The sequence below is a fragment of the Streptomyces sp. SX-6 genome, assembly GCF_059089585.1.
On record NZ_JBTHHU010000002.1, the window covers coordinates 389,380 to 414,153 of the forward strand.

General features: G+C 72.1%; 20 protein-coding genes (1 of these 20 only partly in view). 5 read left to right on the plus strand and 15 right to left on the minus strand.

From position 1 onward, the window contains the following. From ACV530_RS03780 to ACV530_RS03815, 8 genes are all read right to left on the minus strand, one after another. A protein-coding gene (locus ACV530_RS03780) for a non-ribosomal peptide synthetase (RefSeq protein ID WP_494330764.1) crosses the window boundary here: on the minus strand, positions 1 to 911 show its start. It extends 2,266 nt beyond the left edge of the window; only the first 911 of its 3,177 coding nucleotides appear in the window; its start codon is at positions 909 to 911; its stop codon lies beyond the left edge, outside the window. Beyond that, positions 908 to 7,351 carry an amino acid adenylation domain-containing protein gene (locus ACV530_RS03785; RefSeq protein ID WP_494330765.1) on the minus strand — a complete coding sequence of 2,148 codons (6,444 nt, stop codon included), beginning with the start codon at positions 7,349 to 7,351 and terminating at the stop codon, positions 908 to 910. The genes ACV530_RS03780 and ACV530_RS03785 overlap by 4 nt, the downstream gene beginning before the upstream one ends. A gap of 312 nt (positions 7,352 to 7,663) precedes the next feature. Further along, a complete protein-coding gene (locus tag ACV530_RS03790; protein ID WP_494330766.1) occupies positions 7,664 to 9,652 on the minus strand; it encodes a condensation domain-containing protein in 1,989 nt (662 codons plus the stop codon). Beyond that, complete coding sequence (locus ACV530_RS03795; RefSeq protein WP_494330767.1) at positions 9,649 to 10,371, minus strand: phosphatidylserine decarboxylase; 723 nt, start codon at positions 10,369 to 10,371, stop codon at positions 9,649 to 9,651. The genes ACV530_RS03790 and ACV530_RS03795 overlap by 4 nt, the downstream gene beginning before the upstream one ends. A gap of 118 nt (positions 10,372 to 10,489) precedes the next feature. Continuing rightward, on the minus strand, positions 10,490 to 11,413 hold the full coding sequence (locus ACV530_RS03800) for an aminoglycoside phosphotransferase family protein (RefSeq protein ID WP_494330768.1): 924 nt from the start codon (positions 11,411 to 11,413) through the stop codon (positions 10,490 to 10,492). 15 nt (positions 11,414 to 11,428) lie between these two features. Further along, positions 11,429 to 12,463, minus strand: coding sequence for a FecCD family ABC transporter permease (locus ACV530_RS03805; RefSeq protein ID WP_494330769.1), 1,035 nt, complete (start codon positions 12,461 to 12,463; stop codon positions 11,429 to 11,431). Next, positions 12,460 to 13,470 (minus strand): FecCD family ABC transporter permease, encoded by a 1,011-nt coding sequence (locus ACV530_RS03810; RefSeq protein WP_494330770.1) that lies wholly within the window; start codon positions 13,468 to 13,470, stop codon positions 12,460 to 12,462. Before ACV530_RS03810 ends, ACV530_RS03805 begins: the two co-directional genes overlap by 4 nt. Then, positions 13,467 to 14,549, minus strand: a complete 1,083-nt coding sequence (locus ACV530_RS03815) for an iron-siderophore ABC transporter substrate-binding protein (RefSeq protein ID WP_494330771.1) — start codon at positions 14,547 to 14,549, stop codon at positions 13,467 to 13,469. Before ACV530_RS03815 ends, ACV530_RS03810 begins: the two co-directional genes overlap by 4 nt. A gap of 179 nt (positions 14,550 to 14,728) precedes the next feature. Here ACV530_RS03815 and ACV530_RS03820 point away from each other — a divergent pair, with 179 nt between their 5' ends. Then, positions 14,729 to 15,130: a hypothetical protein gene (locus ACV530_RS03820; protein WP_494330772.1), complete on the plus strand. Its 402-nt coding sequence runs from the start codon at positions 14,729 to 14,731 to the stop codon at positions 15,128 to 15,130. Between the two features lie 43 nt (positions 15,131 to 15,173). Here the strand turns inward: ACV530_RS03820 and ACV530_RS03825 are convergent, their stop codons facing one another. Both ACV530_RS03825 and ACV530_RS03830 read right to left on the minus strand, forming a co-directional pair. Continuing rightward, a complete protein-coding gene (locus ACV530_RS03825; protein ID WP_494330773.1) occupies positions 15,174 to 15,521 on the minus strand; it encodes a hypothetical protein in 348 nt (115 codons plus the stop codon). Between the two features lie 160 nt (positions 15,522 to 15,681). Then, positions 15,682 to 16,578 (minus strand): alpha/beta hydrolase, encoded by an 897-nt coding sequence (locus ACV530_RS03830; protein WP_494330774.1) that lies wholly within the window; start codon positions 16,576 to 16,578, stop codon positions 15,682 to 15,684. Positions 16,579 to 16,674: 96 nt separating this feature from the next. Between ACV530_RS03830 and ACV530_RS03835 the strand changes: the two genes are divergently transcribed. Next, positions 16,675 to 17,709 carry a helix-turn-helix domain-containing protein gene (locus ACV530_RS03835; protein WP_494330775.1) on the plus strand — a complete coding sequence of 345 codons (1,035 nt, stop codon included), beginning with the start codon at positions 16,675 to 16,677 and terminating at the stop codon, positions 17,707 to 17,709. Between the two features lie 5 nt (positions 17,710 to 17,714). On the opposite strand, the gene ACV530_RS03840 is transcribed toward ACV530_RS03835, so the two are convergent. Further along, positions 17,715 to 17,993: a cupin domain-containing protein gene (locus ACV530_RS03840; protein ID WP_494330829.1), complete on the minus strand. Its 279-nt coding sequence runs from the start codon at positions 17,991 to 17,993 to the stop codon at positions 17,715 to 17,717. Positions 17,994 to 18,175: 182 nt separating this feature from the next. Here ACV530_RS03840 and ACV530_RS03845 point away from each other — a divergent pair, with 182 nt between their 5' ends. Then, entirely contained in the window at positions 18,176 to 18,979 is an 804-nt protein-coding gene (locus tag ACV530_RS03845) for a GlxA family transcriptional regulator (protein ID WP_494330776.1), read from the plus strand. 4 nt (positions 18,980 to 18,983) lie between these two features. Here ACV530_RS03845 and ACV530_RS03850 read toward each other — a convergent pair whose 3' ends face one another. Both ACV530_RS03850 and ACV530_RS03855 read right to left on the minus strand, forming a co-directional pair. Continuing rightward, on the minus strand, positions 18,984 to 20,105 hold the full coding sequence (locus ACV530_RS03850) for a serine hydrolase domain-containing protein (protein WP_494330777.1): 1,122 nt from the start codon (positions 20,103 to 20,105) through the stop codon (positions 18,984 to 18,986). A 91-nt stretch (positions 20,106 to 20,196) separates the two neighbouring features. After that, positions 20,197 to 20,769, minus strand: coding sequence for a TetR/AcrR family transcriptional regulator (locus ACV530_RS03855; protein WP_494330778.1), 573 nt, complete (start codon positions 20,767 to 20,769; stop codon positions 20,197 to 20,199). 145 nt (positions 20,770 to 20,914) lie between these two features. Between ACV530_RS03855 and ACV530_RS03860 the strand changes: the two genes are divergently transcribed. Both ACV530_RS03860 and ACV530_RS03865 read left to right on the plus strand, forming a co-directional pair. Continuing rightward, positions 20,915 to 22,105 carry a cytochrome P450 gene (locus ACV530_RS03860; RefSeq protein ID WP_494330779.1) on the plus strand — a complete coding sequence of 397 codons (1,191 nt, stop codon included), beginning with the start codon at positions 20,915 to 20,917 and terminating at the stop codon, positions 22,103 to 22,105. 2 nt (positions 22,106 to 22,107) lie between these two features. After that, on the plus strand, positions 22,108 to 22,323 hold the full coding sequence (locus tag ACV530_RS03865; protein ID WP_494330780.1) for a ferredoxin: 216 nt from the start codon (positions 22,108 to 22,110) through the stop codon (positions 22,321 to 22,323). A gap of 25 nt (positions 22,324 to 22,348) precedes the next feature. Here the strand turns inward: ACV530_RS03865 and ACV530_RS03870 are convergent, their stop codons facing one another. After that, on the minus strand, positions 22,349 to 24,070 hold the full coding sequence (locus ACV530_RS03870) for an acyl-CoA dehydrogenase family protein (protein WP_494330781.1): 1,722 nt from the start codon (positions 24,068 to 24,070) through the stop codon (positions 22,349 to 22,351). After that, on the minus strand, positions 24,063 to 24,656 hold the full coding sequence (locus tag ACV530_RS03875; protein WP_494330782.1) for a PadR family transcriptional regulator: 594 nt from the start codon (positions 24,654 to 24,656) through the stop codon (positions 24,063 to 24,065). Before ACV530_RS03875 ends, ACV530_RS03870 begins: the two co-directional genes overlap by 8 nt. Between the last annotated feature and the right edge of the window lie 118 nt (positions 24,657 to 24,774).

Below are 24,774 nucleotides of genomic sequence, written 5' to 3' on the forward strand. Positions count from 1 at the left end.
TCCCTGGTGCGGGCGAGGACAGTGGTGAAGCCGGGGTCGCCGTCGAGCCGGATACGCAGCGGCAGCACGTTGAGCAGCGGACCGACAGTGGCGAGCCCGGTGGCGTCCTCGCGCAGCCCGACGGGCGAGCCGATCACCACGTCCCGCCGGCCGGTGTACCGGCCGACCAGGCAGGCGAGTCCGGCGAGGAGCAGCATGAAGGCCGTGGCGCCGGTCCGTTGGCAGAAGGCCGCCGCCTCCTGGGTACCGTAGTGCACCACGCTGCGGGCGGGCGGTCCGCCCGCCGGTTGGCCGGTGCCCCGGAAGACGGTGGTGCGGGCCGGGGCGCCGGCAAGCTCGCGGCGCCAGAACTCCCGCCCGTCCTCGTCCTGTCGGTGCTCATGGATCGGCGCGGGTGCGCCGAGGTTGTCGGGGAGGCCTGCGATGGCCGCCGCGTATCCCTCCTCCAGGTCCCGGCAGACCACGGCGAGGGAGCCTCCGTCGAAGACGATGTGGTGGACGGAGAGGACCAGCAGGGCACGGCCGGGGCCCTGGCGCAGCAGGGTCCACTCCGCCAGGGGTCCGGTGTCGAGCCGGAACGGACGGGCCGCGATGCGCCGAAGCACCCGGCCGGCCTCTAACTCCCCATTTTCCTCGCCGAGTTGGCTGAGATCGATCATCCGCAACGGCGCCGCCCGGTCCGTGACCAGCTGCCGGGGCCCGTCGTCAGCCTCCACGAACACGGTGCGCAGCGCTTCGTGGCGCAGCCCGATCCGCCGCACCACGTCCCGCAGCGCCGCCGGGCGCGGCGCGCCGGTGAGCTCGATGGCGGTGCAGATGTTGTACGCGGGCACCTCGGGTGCGAGCCGGTGCAGGAACCACATCCGGCGCTGGGCCGGGGCGAGGGGGCGTGTCGCGGCGGCAGGGGTCATTCGGCGGCACCTCCGGCCGCCGGTGCGGCGGCGCCGGTGATGCCGTCGCCGTGGCCCTGGCCCGCGAGCCGGGCCTGGTCGATCTCGTGGGCGAACTCGCGCAGCGAGGGCGCGTCGAAGAGGCGGCGTACGGAGACCCGGGTCCGGAACACCTTGTTGGCCGCGGCGGTGGCCTGCATGGCGCGCAGGGACTCGCCGCCGAGGTCGAAGAAGCGGTCGGCCGCCCCGATCCGGTCCAGCTTGAGGACGTCGGCCCAGATGGCGGCGAGGGTGCGTTCGGTGTCGGTGCCGGGCTCGATGTACTCCTGTTCCTGCGTGAGCTGGGCGTGGCTGGGAACGGGGAGCGAGGCGCGGTCGACCTTTCCGGCGGCCGTGAGCGGGACGGCGTCGAGGACGATGACCCCTGTGGGCACCATGTAGCGGGGCAGCCGGTCACGTATGTACGTCTGGATCTCGGCGGGTTCGGGCCGTTTGCCGGGGGCGGGCAGGACGTAGGCGACGAGCACCTGGTCGCCGGGGTTGTCGCCGCGGGCCACGACGATGGCGCGCTGGAGGCCGTCGTGGGTGTCGAGGACGGCCTCGATCTCGCCGAGTTCGACACGGAAGCCGCGGATCTTGACCTGGTGGTCGGCGCGGCCGAGGAATTCGAGCTGGCCGTCTGCCAGGTAGCGGCCGAGGTCTCCGGTGGTGTAAGCGCGTCCGCCGGGGACGGGCGAGGCCGGGTCGGGGCGGAAGACGGCCGCGGTGTCGGCGGGGCGGCCGAGGTAGCCGCGGGCCACTCCGGCTCCGCCGACGGTGAGTTCACCGGCGACGCCGAGCGGGGTGGTGCGGTCGCGGTGGTCGCGAGGGTGGACCCAGGTGTCGGCGACCGGGCGGCCGATGGGCAGGTGCGGCCCTTCGTACGTGCTCTCCCCCGTGCTCTCCCCGGACCATACGGTGCTCCACACGGTGGTCTCGGTGGGGCCGTACTCGTTGTGGAAGCCGCTGCCGGGCAGCAGTTCGCGGCAGGTGCGGGCCAGGGCCGCCGGGCAGGATTCGCCGGCGGCGATGACGGTGCGCAGCGCGTCGAGGTCGCCGGGGGCGGCCTGGTCCAGGACGGGTGCCAGCAGGGAGGGGATGGCGAGGGTGTGGGTGGGGCGCTGGCGGGCGGCGGTCTCCACGAGGGCGGCGGGGTCGAGCTGTTGGCCCTCGCCGGGCAGGACGAGGGTGCCGCCCTCGGTCAGCGTCCAGAAGATGCCGGCGACGGAGCTGTCGAAGGCGAAGGAGGACAGCAGCAGGAACCGTTCGGGTGCGGCCGGGTAGTGGGCGCGCCGGGCGGCGAGCGAGGCGACGACGTTGCGGTGCTCGACGACGACGCCCTTGGGCTGCCCGGTGGAGCCGGAGGTGTACATCACGTAGGCGGCGTTGCCCGCTGTGGCGACGCCCGCCGGGTTGTGTGCGGCGGTGCTGCCGTCGGCGGCGTCGGCGGCCACTGCCCGTACGCCCGCTGGCAGTTGGGGGGCGGGGCCGGGCTGGTGGACGACGGCGACGGCGCCGCTCGCGGCGAGGACGGCGGCGGTGCGCTCGGCGGGCTGGGCCGGGTCGAGCGGCAGGTAGGCGGCGCCCGCCTTGAGCACGGCGAGCAGGGCGACGATCTGGACCACGGACCGTTCGGCGTGGACGCCGACCACGGTCTCGGCACCGCCGCCGAGGGTGCGCAGGTGGTGGGCGAGGCGGTTGGCACGCCGGTTGAGCTCGCCGTAGCTGAGCACCTCGGCGCCGAGCTGGACGGCGGGGGCGTCGGGGCGCTCGGCGGCCCGTTCCGCGACCAGGTCGTGCAGGCAGCGGTCCGGGGTCGTCGCGGCGGGGCCGCGGGTGAAGGCGGCCAGTGCCTCGAGGTCGGTGTCGGAGCGGAACTCGGGCCGGTCGTAACGGCCGTCGGGGTCGGCGGCGATGGCGGCCAGCACACGGGCGTAGCTGTCGCGGACGCTCTCCATGAGGCTGTCGGAGAACTGCAGGCTGTCGTACTCGACACGGACCTCGAGCGCGCCGGTCTCCCGGTTGAGGCGGAAGATGCCGCAGAAGGGGAAGGTGGATTCGCCGTAGAGCTCGTTGGCGACGTGGCCGACGCCCCGGTCGGTCCAGCGGTCGAGCACGTTGAAGACGTGGTAGTTGGTGAAGAAGAACAGTGTCTCGGCGAGGGGTTCGTTGCCCTGGTGGCGTTTGAGCTCGGCCATCGGCAGCCGCCGGTAGGGCATCGAGGCGCGTTCGGACTCGAGTGTGGCGGTGAAGAGTTCGGCCCAGGTGCCGCCGCGCATGCGCAGGCGCAGGGCGAGGCTGTTGACGAACAGTCCGATGGCGGTGCTGCCGTCGGCGGTCTCGGGGCGGCCGTTGGTGACGGTGTAGGTGAGGGTGTCCTCATGCCCGCCGTAGAGGGACATCACCACCATGTGGGCGGCCATCAGGACCGTCTTGAGCGGGACGGCGTGTGCGGCGGCGACCCGTTTGAGCCCGTCGGAGAGCGCGGCGGGGACGGGGACGGCGATGCGGGTGATGTCGCGCTCGCCCTTGTCGGCCCGGGGCCCGGCGCCGGGCCTCGGCAGGCGCATCAGGGTGGCGTCGGCGAGGTAGGAGTCCCAGAACTCGTAGTTGCGGCGGTCGGCGAGCGCCTCGAGTTCCAGCGCGACGGCGTCGCGCATGCCGGCGGTGGGCGGTTTGACGGCGATCGGCTCGTCGTAGATCACCGAGAAGTAGTGGCTGAACAGCTCGGTGATCATGAGGGCTTCGCTCCAGCCGTCCACGATCTCGTGGTGGAAGCCGTAGGTGAACTGGAAGGCGTCGTCCTCCAGGCGCTGCACCATGAACCGGATGAGCGGGTACTCGTGCAGTTCGAAGCCGCGTTCCTTCTCCCGCTCGATCCAGCGGCCGACACGGGCGTCCTGCTCGGCGGCGGTCAGGCCACGCAGGTCCTCGTGGTGCAGCGGGTCGGCGAACTCGCTGTGCACCAGCTGCAGGGGGCGGCTGAAGCGGCTCATGTCAAAGGAGGTGCGCAGCATGGGGTGCCGCTCGACGAGCTGGTGGACGACCATGCGCATGACCGCGAGGTCGAAGGGGGCGCGCAGCCGTACCGAGGCGATGGCGTGGTAGACCGCCGACTTGGCGGCGAAGTCCCGGTGGAAGATCATGCCTTCCTGGAGCAGGTTGAGCGGGAAGGCGTCCTCGACCTCCGGGGGCATCATCGCCCGGTCCTCGGCGGAGATCAGCGCGAAGGGCCCGGTGACCGGGGTGCCGGGCAGGTCCTCGTGGGCGTCCAGGTGGGCGGCGCAGCGCCGTACGGTGGGGTGCCGGTGCAGGTCGGCCACGGTGACGTCGACGCCGCGGGCCTGGGCGCGGCTGGCGATCATGACGCTGCGGATGGAGTCGCCGCCGAGGACGAAGTAGTTGTCGTCGACGCCGACGCGCTCCACGCCCAGGACCTTGGCGACGGAGGCGGCGAGGATCTCCTCGGTGGCGGTGCGCGGGGCGATGTACTCGGCGGTCTCCCGGACCCGTTCGTGCGGTGCGGGCAGCGCGGCGCGGTCGACCTTGCCGTGGCCGGTGACGGGCAGGGCGTCCAGGGTGACGAGGGCGGCTGGGACGCAGGGTTCCGGCAGGTGCTCGCGGCAGTGCGCGACGAGCTCGGCGTGTGTGGGCGCCGGGACGTCCCGGGCGGGGACGACGTAGCCGACGAGCGTCAACTCGCCCTGAAGCGGCGAGGAGCGGCCCGGGTCGTCGTCCAGCCGGGCCGTCACCACGGCCTGGGCGACACCGGGGTGCGCGGCGAGGACGCTCTCGGTCTCGGCGGGCTCCACCCGGACGCCACGGATCTTGACCTGGGCGTCGGTGCGGCCGAGGTACTCCAGGGTGCCGTCGGGGCGGCGGCGGGCCAGGTCGCCGGTGCGGTACAGCCGACCCTCGCCCGGGACGGCGCCGTCGGCGGCGAAGCGCTCGCGGGTGAGCTCCGGCCGCCCGAGGTAGCCGTCGGCGACACCGGCCCCGCCGATCCACAGCTCGCCGGGTACCCCGTCGGGGACGGGCTGCCGCCGTGAATCGAGCACGTGGACGGTGGTGTTGGCGAGGGGACGGCCGATGGGCACCGGCCCGGTGTGCGGGGTCGCGGCGTCGACGACGTGGGCCACGCTGCCGACGGTGGTCTCGGTGGGGCCGTACTCGTTGACGATGCGCGCCCCGGAGGAGCGGAACAGCTCCAGGCTCTCCGCGCGCAGCGCCTCACCGCCGACGACGAGGGTGCGCACCGCGCCGCGCACCTCCTCGGGGGTGAGCAGCTGGTTGATCACGTCGAGGTGGGTCGGGGTGAGCTTGACGAGCGTGAGGTCCTTCTCCGTGCGCAGCGCGGCGATCAGGCCGGTGATGCCCGCGCTCTCCGGGAGCATGACGACACGCCCGCCCGCCAGGAGCGGACCGAGGAGGGCGGTGAGGGTGAGGTCGAAGCCGATGGAGGTGTGGACGAGGGCTCCGCTGCCGCGGCCGAGTCCATAGGACTCCGCGCACCAGGTGAGGTAGTTGACGAGTGCGTGGTGCGGGACGCGGACGCCGTTGGGCCGGCCGGTGGTACCGGAGGTGTAGAGGACGTAGGCCGGGTCACCGGGGCCGGTCGTGACGCCGATGGCGGTGGCGGGCCGTGCGGCGATGAGCTCGCGGTCGGTGTCCAGGGCGACGGGGACGGCGGTGCCGATGGCGCTGCCGAGCCGGTCCCGTACGTCGGCGGTACAGAGCAGAACGGGCGCGGCGGTCTCCCGGAGCGCGAACTCCAGCCTCTTGGCCGGGAATCCGACGTCCACGGGGACGAACGCCGCGCCCGCCTTGAGCACCCCGAGGACGGCGACGAGGAGTTCGGCGGAGCGGCCGACCGAGACGACGACGTGCTGCCCGGGGCCGACGCCGAGCCCGGCGAGGTGGTGTGCCAGTCGGTTGGCCCGGCCGTCGAGTTCGGCGTAGGTGAGGTCGTCCTGGCCATCCGCGCCGTCCGTGCCGTCCGTGCCGTCCGTGCCGACGGCAACGGCCCGCGGGGTCCGTGCGGCCTGCTCGGCGAAGAGCTCGTGCACGGCCCGCGCGGGTAACTCGGTGCGCGGGCCGCGGCCCGCTTCCTGGGTGCGGGCCGCGGCCTCGTCCGTCAGCAGGGGGATGTCGCCGACGGGGCGTTCGGGGGCCTCGACGGCGCCGCGCAGCACGCGCAGGAGACAGGAGGAGACATTGTCGGGGAAGGCCTCGTCGACTCGGCCCTCGTCGTAACCCAGCTCGATGAGAAAGCTGTTGCCGTCGCGGCGGACGGTCATCCGGACAGGGACGCCGGTGCCGGTGTCCTGGCGGACCGTGGTGAAGGTGAGGCCCGCCCGCTCGACGGGAGGTTCGGCCCGCTGCGGGGTGAAGGTGACGAACGGTCCCCGGGCGCTGCCGTCGAGGCTGCCGAGGAGTTCGGGGTCGCAGTGGTCGAGGCGGTCCTCGCTCTCGGCCACGAGCGCGGCCAGGGCACGGACGTACTGTGCGAACGAGGCGTCGTGGCCGATGTCGTGCACGAGGGGGAATTCCCGCTCGAATGCCCCGACGGCGCGCCGGAGTTCGGGGAAGGAGCGGCCGTCGCGGGTGAGGGCGACCGGCAGGTCCCGGTCGCCGGCCAGGCGCCGGACCACGATGCGCAGCGCCGCGTGCAGCACGGTCGCGGCGTCGGTGGCGAGCTTCGCGGCGACGCCGTCGAGCCCCGCGACCAGCTCGGCGGGCAGCTCCGACTCCCGCACCCGCCACGCGCCCGGGGCGGCGCCCGGCAGGGCGACGCCGGGGAGGGGGCCGGGGTCCCCGTCGGCGGTGTGGGTGCTCCAGTAGGCACGGTCCGGTGCCGCGTCCTCGGCGGTGAGCAGGTCGTGATGCCAGGCTGCGAAGTCGGCGTACTGCACGGGTGGTTGGCCTTCGGGGCGGCCCTCCCCCGTGTAAGCGGCGAGGATCTCCTCCGCCACGACGCGCAGGGAGGCCCGGTCCGCGACCAGGGCGTGCGCGGTGAGCACCAGGACCTCGCGGCCGTCACCGGCGCGTGCGAGCGCGGCGCGGAAGACGGAACCGTCGCGCGGGTCCAGTGCGGTGCGTTCGTCGAGGCGTAACGCATCCAGTCCCGGCTCTTCGGGCGGAAGTTCAACGACAGTGAGCGGCGGCTCCCCCGGATCCCGGACGACCTGTACGGGAGCGGTGCGCCCGGCGAGCCCGGTGAAGGCCGTCCGCAGCGGCTCATGGGCGGCGATCACGGCGGCCAGTGCGGCACGCAGCCGCGCGACGTCCACGGGACCGCCGGATATCGCCACGGTGGACTGGGTGTACGCGCCTTGCCCGCCCCTCTTCCCTCCTGCGGACACGGCCCACAGGTGCCGTTGCTGGGGCGAGACCCGGTAGCCGGCATTCACCGTCTCCGTCACGTTCCATCTCCCTTGGCGCGTTGGTGGAAGCAGCACTGAGCGCACCCCGGGCATGCCGAGGCGTTTTCTCTGACATCCGGTCCGGCCGTCCGGCACCGCAACGTGTCCGCCGCGCAAGCGCGAAAGCAAAAGCGACGGAGAAACAGCCCTGGAGAACTTGGAAAAAGAGCGCACGCAGTCACGCGCACGTCACCATGAAGGGATCACCGACGCGCACCGGGAATTCCGGAACGCACGCGACCGAAAAGGTCGTTGGTCGGCATCTTTCGTTTCCGACTATACCATCCGCACATTACAGATTGCAGAGTTGTTTCACAACCAACCCTCCTTCAGTCCAAGGAGATTGGGGACCTCGAGGAAGTCGGCGAGGGGGACGACGACTCCCAGGGCGGCGGCCACACGGTCGAGGAAGAGCGCGGCGTCCTTGTCCGGGACGCCGGGGCGGAAGAAGCACTCGGTCATGCTGTCCGGTGGTGTTCCCCGCACCTCGGCCCAGAGCGCGGCGAGTTGCCGCTCCGCCCCGGGCCCGGGTGGCGGGGCGGCCTCCGGCAGCGGGGCGCATGCCTCGGACGGCGGCAGCGACTCCGCCGGATCGGCGCCCGCCGCGCGGGCGTCCAGCGCCTTGCGGAGCTCCGCGAGCGGGCACTCGATCAGCGCCACGGGCTGCGGACTGCCGGGCAGCCGCTCCCGCAGGCGCCGGCGCAGGGCGTACGCGTCGGGCGCCGGACCGGCGGCTCCCCGGGCCAGGTGGACGACCGGCTCGCGGACCACGAGCCCGGAACCGGTCCGCCGCGAACGCACCGTCAACAGGGCTGCGGCGACGCCCGGTTCCTCCTTCACCGCGGCCTCGATGCGGCGCAGCTCGGCGTCCCGGCCGCCGAAGAGCGCGCCGTACGGACGCCGCACGGGCTCGGCCGAGCAGTGCGACAGCCGTACGGCCGGGTCGGCGAGGACCGCGCGGAGCACCGAGCGGTAGCCCTCGGCCCATGCGCGGGCCGTGTCGGGTTCGGTCAGCAACCCGTCGGCGATCACGTCGAAGGGGATGTGCCCGGTGCCGTAGTCGAAGACCTCGAAGGTCAGGTCGGTGGCGGCGGGCGCGTCCTGCACCTCGTCCCAGCTGCCCTCCCCGTCCTCCAGTTCCGAGACGATGACGTCATCGGCGAAGTCCATGACCGCGGCGGGGATGTTGTGCAGGTTGAAGCCGATCTGCTCCAGCGGGTGAGGATGCAGTTCCCGCACCGGGTCCATGAGCGGGATCAACTCCGGGAGCGGCAGCCGCTGGTGATCGTGGGCGACCAGGCACTCCTCCCGTATACGGCGCACGGTCTCCGCGAAGTCCGGGTCGCCGGCGAAGTCACCGATCACGACGAGGTAGTCGGAGAACGGCCCGGTCATCGCCTGCACGGTGCGGCCGTGCCGGGCGGCCACGAGCGAGGTGGTCGCGAACCGGTCGGCGCCGGACGACCGGGCGACGAGCCAGTGGAAGGCCGCCAGCAGCACGACATAGGGCGTGACACCGGCACTCCGGGCGAACTCCCGCACTTTTCCGGCGAGTCCGGCGTCGATCTCCTCCTCCAGCAGAAAGCACTCGCGCCGCTTGCCCGGCGGCCGGGGCCGGTCCACGGGCAGGTCCACGGCGGCCAGCCCGTCCAGCCGGTCCCGCCAGCGCTCCGCCTCCCGGGCGGTGCGGTCCGGCGTCCACCATGCGCGCTGCCACTGCGCGTAGTCGGCGTACTGCGCGAGCGGCGCCGGGGTCCGCGGGGGCAGGCCGTCGCGCGCGGCCCGGTAGCGCGCCATGAGCTCGTCGTTGAGCAGGGTGGCGGACCACAGGTCGGCGACGATGTGCGGGATGTCGATGAGGAGGAGGTGCTCCTCGGCAGCCAGCCGGATCAACGCCACGCGGCCGGGAGGACGTTCGTCGAGGACGACCTGCGCCACGAACGTCTCGTCGACGATCCTGCTGATCTCCCGCTCGCGCAACTCGGCAGGGAGAGCGCTGAGATCGGCCAGCGGCAGGCAGTCCCCCGCCGGTTCCCCGATCACCTGCGCGGGCTCGCCGTCGACCACGGGGAAGCGGGTGCGCAGGCATTCGTGGCGGCGTACGAGCCCGGTGTACGCGCCGCGCAGCGCCGCGGTGCGCAGCGGGCCGCGGAGCCGGACGATCGTGGGCTGGTGGCTCGGGGCTCCCTCGACGAGCCGGTCGAAGACCCATTCGTCCATCTGGCTCGCGGACAGGGCCAGTGGGCGGTCTCGGGGTGCGGGGCGGCCAGGCGGACGAAAGCGTGGACTGTCGTGTGTCATCGGTGCTCCCGGATTCTCACCAGTGGGTCGAGCCCCGCCTTCACATGTCTGCCGACTGCTTCGACAGGAAGGTATTCCCTGTCGTCGGTCAGCGGAATCACCAGATCCACCTGTGACCCGTAGCGGATCTGCGAGAAGCGGTACCCCTGGGGGAGATACGTCCCCTGGCGCAGCCGGAACGGTGTGATGGCGTCGACGTCGTAGTCGGCGATCTGCAGCATCCAGTAAGGACCGCCCAGTCTGGGGGCGTCGACCCTGTTGACCACGCGCTCGTTGTAGTGGAGGTAGCCGGCCCGGTCGGGATCGATGCGGAGGCTTTCGAGCAGGCCCCGTTCCATGGCCAGCATGGGCTGGTTGAACGTCCCTATGGGCTCCTTGAGCGCGTACGAGAGCCGGCCGCCGTAGGGCATGCGGTTCACGTGGACGTCGAAGAAGGTCATGAAGATGCCGATGACCAGGCACCGCCGGCCGAAGGCCGCGTCGCGGAGCGCCATGGTGAGCGAATAGGGCTTGCCCTTGATGTCGACGATCGGTTCGCCGGGGTCCACCGTCTTCTGGTAGACGACGATGCCGTCGGCCGGGGAGAAGAAGTAGTGGTGGTCGATGTAGGCGGCTCGCGCGGGATCACGGAAGAAGTGGTACTGCGATATCCATTCCAGGGGCTTGTCCTCGTAGGGGACGACCTCGTCCTCGATCCAGTCCTTCAGGTCCTGGGCCATGCTCTCCCCCGTTGTTCCGTCGGCGTGGCGTACCGCGGCGGTGCATGGAGCACTCGAGCACAGATGGAAGCCCGGCTGAAGCACCGGATCCGGCCATCGTTGACGGCCGGACATTCCCTCAACGGCCCAACAGCGCCTCGGAGACGGCGACCTGGGACGGGGCGAGGGCGGTCTCGCCGTCCTCGACGTCCCACAGCGAGTTCTGCAGCAGCCGTCCCAGCGTCCAGCCGGTCGCGCGCTCGCGGTCCAGGCCGAGCACGTCGGTGAGCAGGTCGAAGCGGCGCCGTACGACCCTCGGGGCGTCGCCCGTGGCGACCAGGTCCTCCCAGCGGCTGTTCAGGGCGGGCCACAGGTCGAAGCCGGGGTCGCCGGCCAGCGCTTCGGGGTCGATGGCGAGCCAGGGCTCGCGCTCCGCGGCGAGCACGTTGCCGTAGTGGAGATCCCAGTGCAGGATGCGGTCCCCCGGCTCGTCGGCCAGTTCGGCCACCGCCGAGGCCCAGGACCGCAGGAGCCGCCGGTCGGCCGGGTCGGCCAACTCGGCCGCCGCCACGGGCACTTGTGCCAGCATCCCGGCGGCGATGTCGCCCAGCCGCCGCAGCTCCGCCGGGGCCGGCACGGCGGTGAGGCGTGCCAGCAGCCCGGCGAGAATACCCATGGCGGCATCGTCGTCCTCGACGGACTCCAACGTGCGGGCCGCCTCCAGCCGTTCGAGCAGCATGGCGCTGCTCTCCGGGTCGTGGTCGAGCAGGCGCACGACTCCGTCGCCGTTCCAGGTGCGCAGCCCGATGAGCGCGGCGGTGGTCTCCTCCCTGGGCATCTGGCACTTCAGGACGGCCCGCGTGCCGTCCCGGCGCAGCACCGGCAGGACGAGCGACGCCTCGCCGTGCCCGACGTCGCCATCCCGCTTCAGCTGCCAGTGCCCGAGCAACTCGGCGACCAGGGGCGGCAGACCGGCGATCCACTCCCTCCCCTCCTCGCCGCTGTTCCTGATCCAGGACGCGGCAAAGGCCTCGGGAACCTCGATGCTTGATGATGTCCTCATGGCGAACATCCTTCACTATGCCGAGGACTTGGACCGCCCCAGCAGCCACAGCAGATACGGCCCGCCGACCAGCGCCGTCAGCGCCCCCACCGGGATCTCCAGCGGGCCGATCAGCGTACGGGCCACGAGGTCGGCGGCGACCACGACGACGGCGCCCGTCAGTGCCGAGCAGAACAGCGGCAGTTGAGGAGTACCGGCAGCACGCTTGGCGAGTTGTGGGCTGGTGAGGGCGACGAAGCCGAGTGGGCCCGCCGCGCCGGTGGCGCTCGCCGCGAGGACGACGCCGAGGACGGTGAGGCCCAGGTGGGTCCGCCGGACGCGGACGCCGAGCGCCGCCGCGGTGTCGGGGTCGAGGCCGAGCGGCCGCAGCGCGCGGCCCGCCCACAACAGCCCGGGCAGACACAGCAGCAGCACCCAGCCCAGCGGGCCCGCCTGGGCCCAGCCGCGCCCGTTGAGACTCCCGGTCAGCCACAGCTTGACCTGCTCGGCGGCGTCCAGTTCGGAGTCGGTGAGGTAGAGGTGCACGACGGCGGAGAGCGCCACGCCCATCCCCACCCCGGCCAGGACGAACCGGCTCGGCTGCATCCCGCGCCGCCAGGCCAGGGCGTACACCAGCCCGGCGGCGGCCAGTCCGCCCGCCACGGACACGGCGGGCAGCGCGCCGGGCGAGGCGACGGTCCCGGTGGCCAGGGCCAGTACGGTGGCCGCCGCCGCACCGTGCCCGACGCCGATGACGTCGGGGCTTGCGAGCGGATTGCGCGTCACGCTCTGCACGAGCGCCCCGGCGGCACCGAGCGCGGCACCGACCAGCGCCCCGAGCACGATGCGCGGCACGCGCAGTTCGCCGACCACGAGCGCGTACGGGCCGTCGCCGCCCCGTACGACGTGCCAGACGTCGTACGGCGTGACCACCGTCTGCCCGAGGCAGGCCGAGGCGAGCATGACGGCCGCGAGCACGGCGAGCAGCACGCACGCGACGGCCGCCGAACGCCGGTGCAGAAGAAGGGAGATGGTGCGCAGGCGCAGGACCGTCAGACCCGCAGCAGTCACGCCGGCACCCCCTTGCGGCGTACGAGGAGGATCAGTACGGGCGCTCCGACCAGTGCCGTCATCACCCCGGCGGGAACCTCCGCCGGAGCCCGTACCACCCGGCCCGCCACGTCCGCCGCGAGCAGCAGCGCCGCGCCGAACAGGGCGGAGAGGGGAAGCAGCGTGCGGTGTCCGCCGCCGACGAGGCGCCGGGCCAGGTGCGGAACGGCGAGGCCGACGAAGGCGATCGGGCCCGCGGCGGCGACCGCGGCCGCCGTGAGCACGGTCGCGCCGAGCGCCGTGCAGGCCCGTACGAGCCGGACGCGGTGGCCGAGCGCGCGGGCGGTGTCGTCGCCGAGGGCCAGCCCGTCCAGGCCGCGCGCGCAGACCAGCACCAGCAGGGCGCCCGCGACGAGGAACGGCAGCATGCGGACGAGGGTCTGCGGGTCACGCCCGCTCAGTGAGCCCACCTGCCAGAACCGGAACTGGTCGAGGGCCGCCGAACTCGACGTCAGCACCACGGTGGTGGCCCCGGTCGTCATCGCCGCGAACGCCGTCCCGGCCAGCGCCAGCTTGACGGGCGTGGCCCCGCCCCGGCCGCGCGAGGCGATGGCGTACACGACACATGCGGCGGCGCAGGCCCCGGCGAAGGCGTACCAGACGTAGCCGCCGAAGCCGTTCGCCAGGCCGAGGGCGATGGCGAGCACCACCCCGGCCGCGGCGCCCTGGCTCAGCCCGAGGATCCCCGGGTCGGCGAGCGGGTTGCGGCTGACGGCCTGCAGTGCCGCCCCGGCGATGCCGAGCGCGGCCCCCGCCGCGAGCCCGGTCTCCGTGCGCGGCACGCGCAGCGACCGCACCACCAACGCGTCCGGGTCCGCCGGACTCCCGCCGGGCAGCAGGGCGTCGAGGACGGCCGCCAGGGGTACGGGCCGGGTGCCGACGGTGAGGCTGAGGGCGGCGGCCGCGGCGACGAGGCCGAGGGCGGCGACGGTCCAGGCCGTGGTCCGGGCCGCGGTCCGGGCGGTCACTTGCCGAGCTTGTCGGCGAGTTCGCCGACGACCAGGCGTGCCGCGGCCGGACCGGCGTTGAGGTACCACGGGTCGTCGTCGACGCGCACCGCGTGGCCGGCCTTGACGGCCTTCATCGACTGCCACAGCGGCCCGGCGAGCACGCTCCCGGCGTCGGTCTTCGCTTCCTTCCCCTGCACCGAGTAGAAGATCCAGTCGCCGTCGGCGACGTCGACGCTCTCCGCCCCGACATCCTGGGAAATCGCCCTGAACTGCTGCGACTTGGGCCGTCCGAGCCCCATGTCGGCGGCGATGGAGCCGGTGAACGACGAGACCCCGAACATGCGCGTGCGGTCGGGCGTGAAGCGCACCATGGACACCTTCGTGCCCGCACCGCCGAGCTTCCCGCCACGCGCCGCGGCGTCCCGGGTGATGTCGTCGAGGAGCTTCCGCGCCTGCTCGCCCTTGCCGACGGCGGCGCCGACCAGGAGCAGGTCCCGCTTCCAGTTGACGCCCTGGCCCTTGGTCACGACGGTGGGCGCGATCTTCGACAGTTTCGGATAGAGGTCGCCGAGCGAGTCGTTGGCCAGGATCAGGTCGGGCTTGGCGGCGGCCAGGGACTCCAGGTTGGGTGCGGTCCGCGTCCCGGCGTCGGCCATTGCCGCGAGCCGGTCCTTGTCCTGGGGGAAGGCGTCGCGCAGATAGCCGGGGACGAGTCCGGCGTCCTTCGCGCGGGTGGACACGGCGGGGACGATCCCCAGGGAGAGCAGGTCGTCCAGTTGTCCGGTGCTGAGCACGGCGATCCGCTTGGGCGCCGCGTCGAGCTCGGTCTTGCCCCGGTAGTGGCCGACGGTGCGCGGGAACTGCCCATCCTTCGCGGTGTCCGACCCCATGCCGTCGGCCAGGGCGCTCGGTGCCGCGGTCGGTCCTTCGGACGCGCCCGCCACGTGATTGCGGGAACCGGCGGCGGAGCGCTCACCCTTCGGGGCGTCACCGCCCGCCCCCGATCCGGACGAACATCCGACGAGCAGACCACCCACCACGGACACGGCCAGGACGGCCTTCACCACCGACGCACGCACCACAACAACTCCGATCAATCACTAAGGCAAGGCTTACCTTAGCTGATGGATTTGGGTGCGTATGACCGAGGATGCGGTTGGGCCAACCGGCTGAATATGGCGCGAGAGCGTTTGGCCTCCTGTGGGTTGCCGGGGCCCCGGCGGGCAAGCGCAGCACGATACGTCTGGGACAACAGGCCGACCAGGCAAGGAGCATCGTGAAAAGACTCGTGCGGGCGGCGACTTTCGCCGGGGCATGCGGCCTGGTGCTGTTCGACACCGGAATCGCGCAGGCTCAGACGCAGACCACTCCGAGCGGCTCCCTGCTGGGCGCTGTCGCGGGCGCCGATGTCGGCACCCTCACTCAAACCCTGGCCACAGTGGTCTGCAACAACCGTCTGGCCGACTATCACTACTACTCGCCCGTGGCCAAGTCGCCGCATCCCTGTATCAACGGTCCGGTCGACAGCGGAAACAGCGAGAACAGCAACAACTTCCTCAACCACGGGAATCCGGTGGACAGCGGCAACAGCAAGAACGCCCCCGGCTCCATCAACAGCCTCAACGAGACCAACGGCCCGAGGGCCGGCAGCAACAACGACACCTCCCTGAGGTTCTGACAAACGCCTCGGGCCCCGGTCACCCGGGGCCCGAGGCGTCCGGTCACTGGTGCAGGTCACCACCTCCGCCGAAAACCTGCTTGTTGGAGCTGCCCCACGAGGCGCCCGTGCCACTGGAGCCGGAGTTGACGGACCCGTTGTTGCTGACGGGGCTGCCGCTGCTGCTGGGGTTTCCCGCCAGGTGGACGTTCTGCGCGTTCTTGCTGTTGCCGCTGTTCACGGGCCCGTTGATGCAGGTCCGGGCTTCGCCCTCGCAGATGAATGAGGCATTGATTCGGACGTTCGTGTTGCCATGGGCTCTGAACGTCCCGTCGCCGCCCCAGGCCATGGCGGGCGATGCCCCGCCTCCGACCAGGAGCAGGCCGAAAAGACCTGCGGCTGCCGTCTTCATGTGACTGGTTCTCTTCACTGTGCGGTCCTGACCCTCACGGTTGGTGAATCCACGGTCTTGCTACCGGGAGCGTCCATGCCGTCCCGAGCCCGCGAAGCGCCCGCGCTGCAACGTTCACTCTGTCCGACCACCGCATTCACCGTGACAGCCCTTGGCCGTGTCACCCCGCCAGGGCGCGGCGCAGGGCCGCGGCGAGTTCGGCGATCTGCCGCTGGGACACCTCGGCGGACAGGATCGCCTGCGACCCGTGGAACGTACCGGCCCACTGGTGCAGCTCGACCGAGACGCCCGACCGCAGCAGGCGCAGCGCGTAGTCGATGTCCTCGTCGCGGTTGGGGCAGTACTCCGCGGTGGCGATGTGGGCGGGTGGCAGGCCGGACAGATCGGTGGCCCGTGCCGGGGCGGCGTACGGGGTGGCGGGCGTGGCGCCCAGGTAGAGCCGCCACAGTTGGGCGGCCTTGTCGCGGTACATCATGGGGGTGTCGGTGAAGTTCCGCGCCGACCACGTCTCCAGCCGGTCGTCGAGCCCGGGCTGGCTGAGCAGTTGGAAGCGGATCGGCGGCCCCTGCCGGTCGCGTGCCCGCAGCGCCACCGCGGCCGCGAGTCCGGCGCCGGCGCTGTGGCCTCCGACCGCTATCCGCTCCGGGTCGATGCCGAGTTCGGCCGCGTGCCCGGCCGTCCAGGCCAGTACGGCGTAGACGTCGTCCAGCGCAGCCGGGAACGGGTGCTCGGGGGCCAGGCGGTAGCCCACCGAGATCACCACCGCGCCGGAGCCCTCGGCGATCCGGGTGGCCCACGGGTGTTCGGTGTCCAGGCTGCCCATGACGAATCCGCCGCCGTGCAGCCAGACGACTGCGCCCCGCGCCTGGTGCGGGCGGTAGATGCGCACCGGTACGTCCGGGTCGGCGGGCACCGTGCGGTCCTCCGTCTCCAGGCCCGCGACGTCCGGTACCGGTATCCCGGCGGCCAGTTCGGCGAAGTGTTCGCGTGCGGTGACCGGGTCGGTCATGTCGTCCTGGGGGAACAGAGGGACAAATGCTTCGAGTTCGGGATCCATGCCGACCATCGTCGCGCCCGGCACCGTCCGGGGTCAGCCGCCGTCCGTCGGGCATCCCGCCCGGGACGCGCGCCGCTCGGCGCCTATCCTCCTGGCATGGAGGCACTGGCCCTGCGGCTGTCGCAACTGGACTCGCAAGCCGAAGGCGCGATCCGCGTCATCATGTTCTACGACACGCTGATGCGCCGGCGGGTGGATCTCCCGGCGCTCGCCCGGGCCTCGGCGGGCCTGGCCGAGTGCGTGGCCGGGATCCGGCTGCACGGCACGGGGCGGGTGATCCGCATGGCGCCCGACGGCAGGGAGGCGTCCGCCGGGCCGGCCCCCGCGTCCGGCGCGGCGCCGGTCACCCTCGACGGGGAGGAGGTCGGCACGGTGTGGCTGGAACGCCCCGGCCCGCCCGGCTCGCTCGACGACATGCTGCTGGAGCGGCTCTCCATCGCCACCGCGGCGGTCGTGGAGAGGTACGGACCGGCCCGCACCACCATGGCCGATCCCGCCCTCGTCGAACTGGTGATAAGCGCCGGCTGCGACGAGGCGGCCAGAGCCCGGGCGCTGCGGCTCCTGGGTTTCGCCGCCGGCCTGCCGGTCCGCGTCGTCGCCGTACGGTCACGGCTCGCGCTCGGCGAGGTCGGCGACCGGATCTGCCCGGACCGCCCGGTGAAGGCGGCGTCGCTCGACGGCGTGGGCGTCATCCTGGCCACCGTCGTGGCCCCGGACCGGTTCCCGGCAGGCGTACGCGCGGGCATCGGCGCCGCCGAACTCCCGGACAGATCCTGGCAGGAGGCCCGCACCGCCCTCCGGTTCACCACTGCGCGCCGGCCGGTCGTCCCCTACGCCGGCCTGGGGGCGCTGGCGCTGCTCGCGCAGGTGCCCCGGGATGCCGCGCGGGACAACGCCGACGTCGCCGCGATGGCCCGCGTGGCCGGCAACCCGGACGACCTGGAGACGCTCGACGCCTACTGCACCGCCGGATCCCTGCGCCGGACCGCCGACGTTCTCCACCTGCACCACAGCAGCGTCGCCCGCCGGCTCGAGCAGATCGGGAAGGCCCTGGGCATCGAACTCACCGAGCCCACCGGGCTGGTACGGGCCCGCCTCGCCCTCACCGCGTGGCGGCTGCTCGACGACTGAGCGTCTCAGCGGTCCGTCACGGTGATGCCCAGGATCCGCGCACCGCTCTCGCTGCGGGGCCGGTGGCCGCTGCCCGGCGCGAACACCACGTAGCTGCCCGGCCCGTGGCGCTCCTCGCCTTCGATGACCTCGCCGCTCAGCACGTAGTACCGCTCCTCGGTGGCGTGCTCGTCGACGACCGGCCACTCGCTGCCCGGGGCGAAGTCGACCAGCCAGCCGCGCGCGTAGTCGGTCTTCTGGAGCGTCTCTGACCGGCCTAGTGATCCCCAGTGTTGCTCAGGGATGTGAGCCGATCGCCCTCGCGCCCTGGTACCGAACGGCAAGAGCCGTCAGCCCGCGTGACGCGTCCCTCCGGACGCTGGTCGGCCAAGCCGCATGACCCGGCCGAGGAGGGTGCCCGACGTCGCCTGGGCGCCGGGCGTGCGACTAACACACTGCCACAGGATCGCTACGTTTCGCTAATCCGGTGGTTAAGCCTGCGGCGCACGATCCCGGGGGCGACGTTGCCCGGCGCGAGGAAGCGAACACCATCCTCGTCCCCGGCTGGCTGCCGCCCGGCGGCCCGGTGCCGGCGGCCGTCCTGGAGGCGTTGCGCACCGCGCACGCCCGGGGCGCCAGGATCGTCTCGATCTGCACGGGGGCCTTCGTCCTCGCCCGAGCCGGGCTGCTGGACGGACGCCGCGCCACCACTCACTGGGGCCGTACGGCCCAACTCGCCGCCGCATACCCGGCGGTGCGGGTGGAGCAGGACGTCCTGTACGTGGACCACGGCGACGTGGCGACGAGCGCCGGAAGCGGCGCGGGGATCGACCTGTGCCTGCACCTCGTGCGCCGCGACCACGGCGCGGCCCACGCCGCCCAGGTTGCCCGGCACATGGTGCTGCCCCCGCACCGGGAGGGCAGCCAGCTCCAGTACGCCGCGCGGCCCGCCCCCGCCAGGGCGGACGAGTCCCTGGCGCCGCTCCTGGAGTGGGCCGCGGTCCGTCTCGGCTCCCGGCTGACCCTCGACGGCCTCGCCCGGCACGCGGGCCTGTCGAGCCGCACCCTCGCCCGGCGCTTCGCCGAACAGCTCGGCACCAGCCCCGGGCAGTGGCTGCTGAGCCAACGCATCGACGCCGCACGGGCGTTGCTGGAACAGACCGACCTTCCGGTGGAGGCCATCGCCGGGCGGGTCGGTCTCGCCTCCGCCGTCAATCTGCGCCGCCGCTTCCAGTCCGCGCTCGGCACGACCCCGGGCGCCTACCGGCGCACATTCGGGGAAGCGCGGTAGAAGGTCAGCCGCACAGGGCCGAGTTGAGCACGTCGATCTGCTTGGCGGTGGATTCGGGGTCGACCTGCGTATTGGTCATCACCGAGGCGTGGCGCCCGTCGGCGGTGACCACGGTCATCGAGGTGTAGCCCCGCACCCAGCCGTCGTGCCCCCAGGCCGTGCCGCCGCACGGCAGGGTGAGGCTCTGCAGGCCGAGGCCGTAGCCGCGGTTCGGCTGGACGGGCAGGGCCTTCTCCATCTCGGCCAGGCTCGCCCGCGAGACGACCTTGCCGCCGATGAGCGCCTGGTAGAAGGTGGTCAGGTCCTGCTGCGTCGAGATCAGCGTCCCCGCGGAACTGTGCAGCGAGGGCTCGAAGTCCGAGGTGACGTCGGTCCAGACGGAGTACGGGCCGGTCTTGCCGCTCTTGTATCCGGAGATGTAGGGGCCGGGGAGGGAGTGGTTGCCCGCGGCGGGAAAGGTGGTCCGGGTCAGGCCGAGCGGCTCGATGATCCGCTTCGTGATCGCCCGGCCGACCGGCATGCCGGTGATCTTCTCGATGAGCAGGCCGGCGATCTGGTAGTTCGTGTTGGTGTAGTTGAAGGAGGCTCCCGGTGCGGACACCGGCGGGTGGCTCAGCCCGTCGCGCACGACAGCGGCCAGGGTGTAGGTGCCGTCCGGTTCGGCCTGCGGGTCGGGCTGCCTGTTGAACGGGATTCCACTGGTGTGCTGGAGGAGTTGGCGGACGGTGATGGCGTTGCCGTCGTAGCCGTTGCCGTCGACCACACCGGGCAGGTACTTCTCGATCGGCGCGTCGAGGGACACCTTGCCCTCGTCGACCAGTTGCAGCACCACCGCCGCGGTGACGGTCTTGGTGTGGCTGCCGACGCGGAAGCGGTCGGTGGGCCTGACGGGCTTGCGGGTGTTGACGTTGCCGGTACCGGAGTTGAGGCTCCAGGAGCCGGAGCTGTCGCCCGCGTACACCCCTGCGCCCGGGCCGAATCGCGCCTGATAGGAGTTCAGCGCCGCCTGGGTGGCGGCATGGCCGTCGGCCGTCCGGGCCTGCGCCGAGGCCGGCAGCGCCAGCACCGTCGCGACCACCGTGCCGAGTACGGCCGCGAGCCGCCGTCTGCCGATGTTCTTCGTCACCGCTTCTCCTCGCCTGATGCATAGGTACAGACGATCGAATCCTTTGCGCCAGATGCATCGCGCACGAGTACGTGATCGGCCAACTATTCGGTCACGGCAGCCGTTCCAGGAGAGTCCGGGCCGCGTCCAGCATCAGCCGGCAGATCCGGTCCGGATCGGCCCCGGCCAGCGGCTCCTGGCGGACGACCACCCGGGTCAGCCCGATGCCGAGCACCCAGGCGAGCACCAGCGCGGCGCGCAGCTCGGCGTCCCCGGAATCGGTGAGGCCGGCCAGCGCCGTGGTGTATTCCTCGGTGAGGCGGTGGTTGGCCCGGTTGGCCTCGTCGTCGCTTCCGACGGAGCGCAGGAACACCTCCAGTGAGCGGTCCCCGGGCAGCTCTCCGGCAGGGGTGAGCAGATTCCGCAACGCGGTCTCCAGCAGCTGCTCGACAGGGGTCTCGTGCAGCTGCTGGTGGCCGTTCATCGCCACCACCTCGGTGAAGAGCGCTGTTTTCGAGCCGAAATAGCGGAAGAGCAGGGCCTGGTTGACCTCCGCGCGGTCGGCGATGGCGCGAACGGTGGTGCGGTCGTAACCGTGCTTGGCGAACAGTTCCGCCGCGGCCCGCACAAGGCGCCGACGGGTTTCTTCGGCATCGCGTCGGCGCGCCGGTTTGTCCGAGGTCATGCCGTCCCCTCCTCAAAGTCCGGGCCGCGAGGTCCCGTTGACGCCTGCCGCGGCCCGTCCTACGGTCGATGTAAGCAAAGGCTTACATCGCGTTTCCGTTCGGCGCGAGACCCTACTGCCAACGCGAAGGGATCAAGGCCCCCCGATGTCGACCTCCCGCAGCGAGCCCCTCAGCTATCCGTTCAACGAAGCCGCCGGCCTGGATCTGTCCGAGCGGTACGAGGAGGTGCGCGGCGCCGAAGGGCTGCGGCGCGTCCGGCTGCCGTACGGCGAGCCGGCCTGGCTCGTCACCCGCTACCCGGACGCCAGACTGGTGCTGGGCGACCGGCGGTTCAGCCGTGCCGCCTGCGCCGACCACGACGAACCCCGGCAGTCGCCGGGCCGGTCCAACAGCGGCATCCTCGCCATGGATCCGCCCGATCACACCCGGTTGCGAAGGCTGGTGACCAAGGCGTTCACCGTCCAGCGGATGGAGCGGCTGCGCCCGGACATCCGTGCCCTGGCCGAGCGGCTGCTGGACGAGATGGTGGCGGCCGGGCCTCCCGCGGATCTCGTGGATTCCTTCGCCCTCCCGCTGCCGGTCCAGGTGATCTGCCGGCTGCTCGGGGTGCCGGAGGCGGACCGCCCGCTGTTCCGCAAGTGGAGCGACGACGCCCTGTCCACCAGCTCGCTCACGGCCGAGGAGGCGGAGGCCAGCCGTGAGGAACTGCGCGCCTACATGGCCGGGTTGATCGACGAGCGCCGCACCCGGCCCGCGGACGACCTGATGACCGATCTGATCGAGGCCCGCGACAAGGAGGACCGTCTCTCGGAGGAGGAACTGGTCGACCTGTGTGTGGCGGTGCTGGTGGCCGGGCACGAGACGACCGCCACCCAGATCCCCAACTTCGTGTGCACCCTTCTCGGCCACCCCGGCGAGCTGGCGCGTCTGCACGCCGATCCCGGCCTGGTCCCGGACGCGGTCGAGGAGTTGATGCGTTTCGTCCCGCTGGGCATGGCGGCGTCCATGGCCCGTTACGCCACCGAGGACGTCGAGGTGGGCGGCACGTTGGTGCGCAAGGGCGAGCCGGTCCTGGTCTCCATGGCGGCCGCCAACCGCGACGGGCAGCGCTTCGGCGATCCCGGCACGCTCGACCTGGGCCGGGAGGGCAACCAGCACCTGGGGTTCGGCCACGGCGTCCACCACTGCCTGGGGGCACCGCTGGCCCGGGCCGAGCTCCAGGAGGCTTTGCGGGCCCTGGTCCTGCGCCTGCCGGGCCTGCACGCGGCCGGTGACATCGTCTGGAAGACCCAGATGCTGGTGCGCGGCCCGCGGGCGATGCCGGTGGGGTGGTGACGATGGCCTGGCACGTGACGGTCGACCGCACGCGCTGCATGGGCTCGGGTATCTGCACGTCCCTGGCGGGTTCGCTCTTCGTGCTGGACGAGGAGCGCTCCCGGCCCGTGACCGAGGAGGCCGCCCCCGACGAGGCGGTGCTGGACGCCGCCGACTCCTGCCCGGCACAGGCCATCACCGTGACCGCGCACGGTCAGGTGATCGGCCCCCGGGACTGAGCGCCGGGGGCCGGCCACCCGGCGCCTACGGCGCCATCTCGTACGCGCCCGACAGCGCCTCGACGCGCTCCCAGACACGGGCCGAGCGGTCCGCGTCCACGACCGGGCGGCGGACCGCGCCGAGGGCCCAGGTCTGCTGCGCCTCGGTGGCGGAGTCCTTGCCGTGCAACTCGACGGCGTGGGCGGAGAAGTCGCGGACGAGGACGGCGAACAGCTCGTCGAGCACGTCCTCCTCGGTCCCGGTCAGGGCGGCCTGCTCCAGGATCAGCTGGCCGTGCACTACCAGGGCGAAGAGCTGGCCGATGGCGAGGAGCAGGTCGAGGTCGCGGCTCTGCTCCTCCCCGGGCGCGGCGGTGGTGACGAACTCGCAGAGCGCGTCGGCCTGTTCGCGGAAGCGGGCGACGTTCGACAGGTGGGCGTACGTGTCGTACGCGGCGCGCCAGTCGTGGAAGCGTACGGAGCCCAGGCCGCGCGCCGGTCCCTGCCGGAAGAGGAAGGTGTCGTCGGCCGCGTCGAGCCGTGTCGGCACGGCCGGGTAGTCGACGGGCGCCAGCAGGTGGTTGCCCATGAACTTCAGGATGAGCGCGAGGTTGACGTGGACCGTGCCCTCGAGCTTGGGCAGGCCGCGGATCTCGGAGGCGGCCTGGGCGAAGTAGGTGTCCTTCTCGAAGCCCTTGGCCGCGATGACGTCCCACATCAGGTCGATGACCTTCTCGCCCTCGGTCGTCACCTTCATCTTCGTCATGGGATTGAAGAGCAGGTAGCGGCGGTCGTCGGGCCCGGCGGTGCGGAAGTAGTCGACGGCGCGGCCGCTGAACAGCTTCATGCCGACGAGGCGTACGTACGCGTCGGTCAACTCGCGGCGCACGTGCGGGAAGGCGGTGACGGGGCGGCCGTAGAGGACGCGGTTGTGCGCGTGGGTGACGGCCTCGTACATCGCGTGCTCGCAGATGCCGATGGAGGCGGTGCACAGGTTGAACTTGCCGACGTTGACGGTGTTCAGCGCGGCGTCGAACGCGGCGCGCCCGGTGTGCAGGATGTCGCCGGGGGCGACCGGGTAGTTCTCGAGCCGGAACTCACTGACGTACTTCGCCGAGTCGACCACGTTCTTCACGAGGTGGTACGCCTCGTGGCGGCTGTCGGCGGCGAAGAAGACGTAGCCGTCGGGGCCCTCGACGTCGGTGCGGCGGCCGAAGACGGAGACGAGACCGGCGGCGTTGCCGTTGCCGATGTAGTACTTGGATCCGGTGGCCCGGAAGCCGCCGTCGCCGTCGGGCTCGAGCAGCATGTCGGTCGAGTAGATGTCGGCGCCGTGGGTCTTCTCCGACAGGCCGAAGGCGAACACCTCGCCCTGGTCGAGCAGTTCGGCCGCCCGGGTACGGGCGGCGGCGTTGTCGCTCTGCCAGACCGGGCCGAGGCCGAGGATGGTGACCTGCCAGGCGTACCAGTAGTCGAGCCCGTAGAAGCCGAATATCTCGTTGAGGGCGGCGATACGGGCGGTGTCCCAGCGCTTGTCTTCATTACCGGAAGCGGCTTCGGCCGGAGTGAGGAACGTCGCGAACAGCCCCTCCTTGGCGGAGAATTCGAGGAAGTCCGCCAGCCAGGCGCGGGAGCGGTAGTCCTCGATCAGCTTGCGCTTGCCGCGGGTCTCGAACCAGTCGACGGTGGCGCGCAGCAGCCTGCGGGTCTCCGGGTCGAAGTGCGCCGGGTCGTAGGTGCGCGGGTTGAGGAGCAGCGGGTCAGCCATGGTTCTCCGTCTTTTCGGCTCGGAGTCGGGATGAGTCAGGTCGGATCCGGTGGAGGGTGGCGAGCACGTCGTCGAGCCAGTCGAGCGTCATCCGCTCGTACGCGATGCCGCCGCGCAGCACGACGTGCTGCAACTCCCCCATGGCGTCCGGCTCCGCGGGGGCGTCGGGCCCGGTGAAGTCGCGCAGTTCCCCCGCGAGGTAGTGCGCGAGCCGTTCGGAGTGCACGTGGCGGTACCGCTCGACCTGGCGGATCAGGGCGGACGGGTCGTCGAAGGCGGCGCCCCGGATCTTCACGGCGAGGTCGTGCCGGACGCTCTCGGGCTCGATCGGCTCGTGCAGCCACCCGGAGAGGACGGCCTGCCCGGCGGCGGCGACCGAATAGTGCTTCTTATCCGGTTTGCCCTGCTGTGCCACCTCGCGGGCCTCCACCCAGCCGTCGCTCTCCATCCGCTTGAGAACGCGGTAGATCTGCTGATGGGTGGCGGTCCAGAAGTAGCCGATGGACCGGTCGAAGCGCCGGGCCAGCTCATAGCCGGAGCCCGGCTTCTCCAGCAGGGAGACGAGGATCGCGTGCTCGAGCGCCATACGCCGGATCCTCTATGCAACTCGTTTCATAGGCAAGTGGGTCCCACTCCGGTGAGACGCGGCTCACGCGGAACGGTTGCCCCGATCGGCCCTGGTGGCCGCCCCGGACCCGGATCAG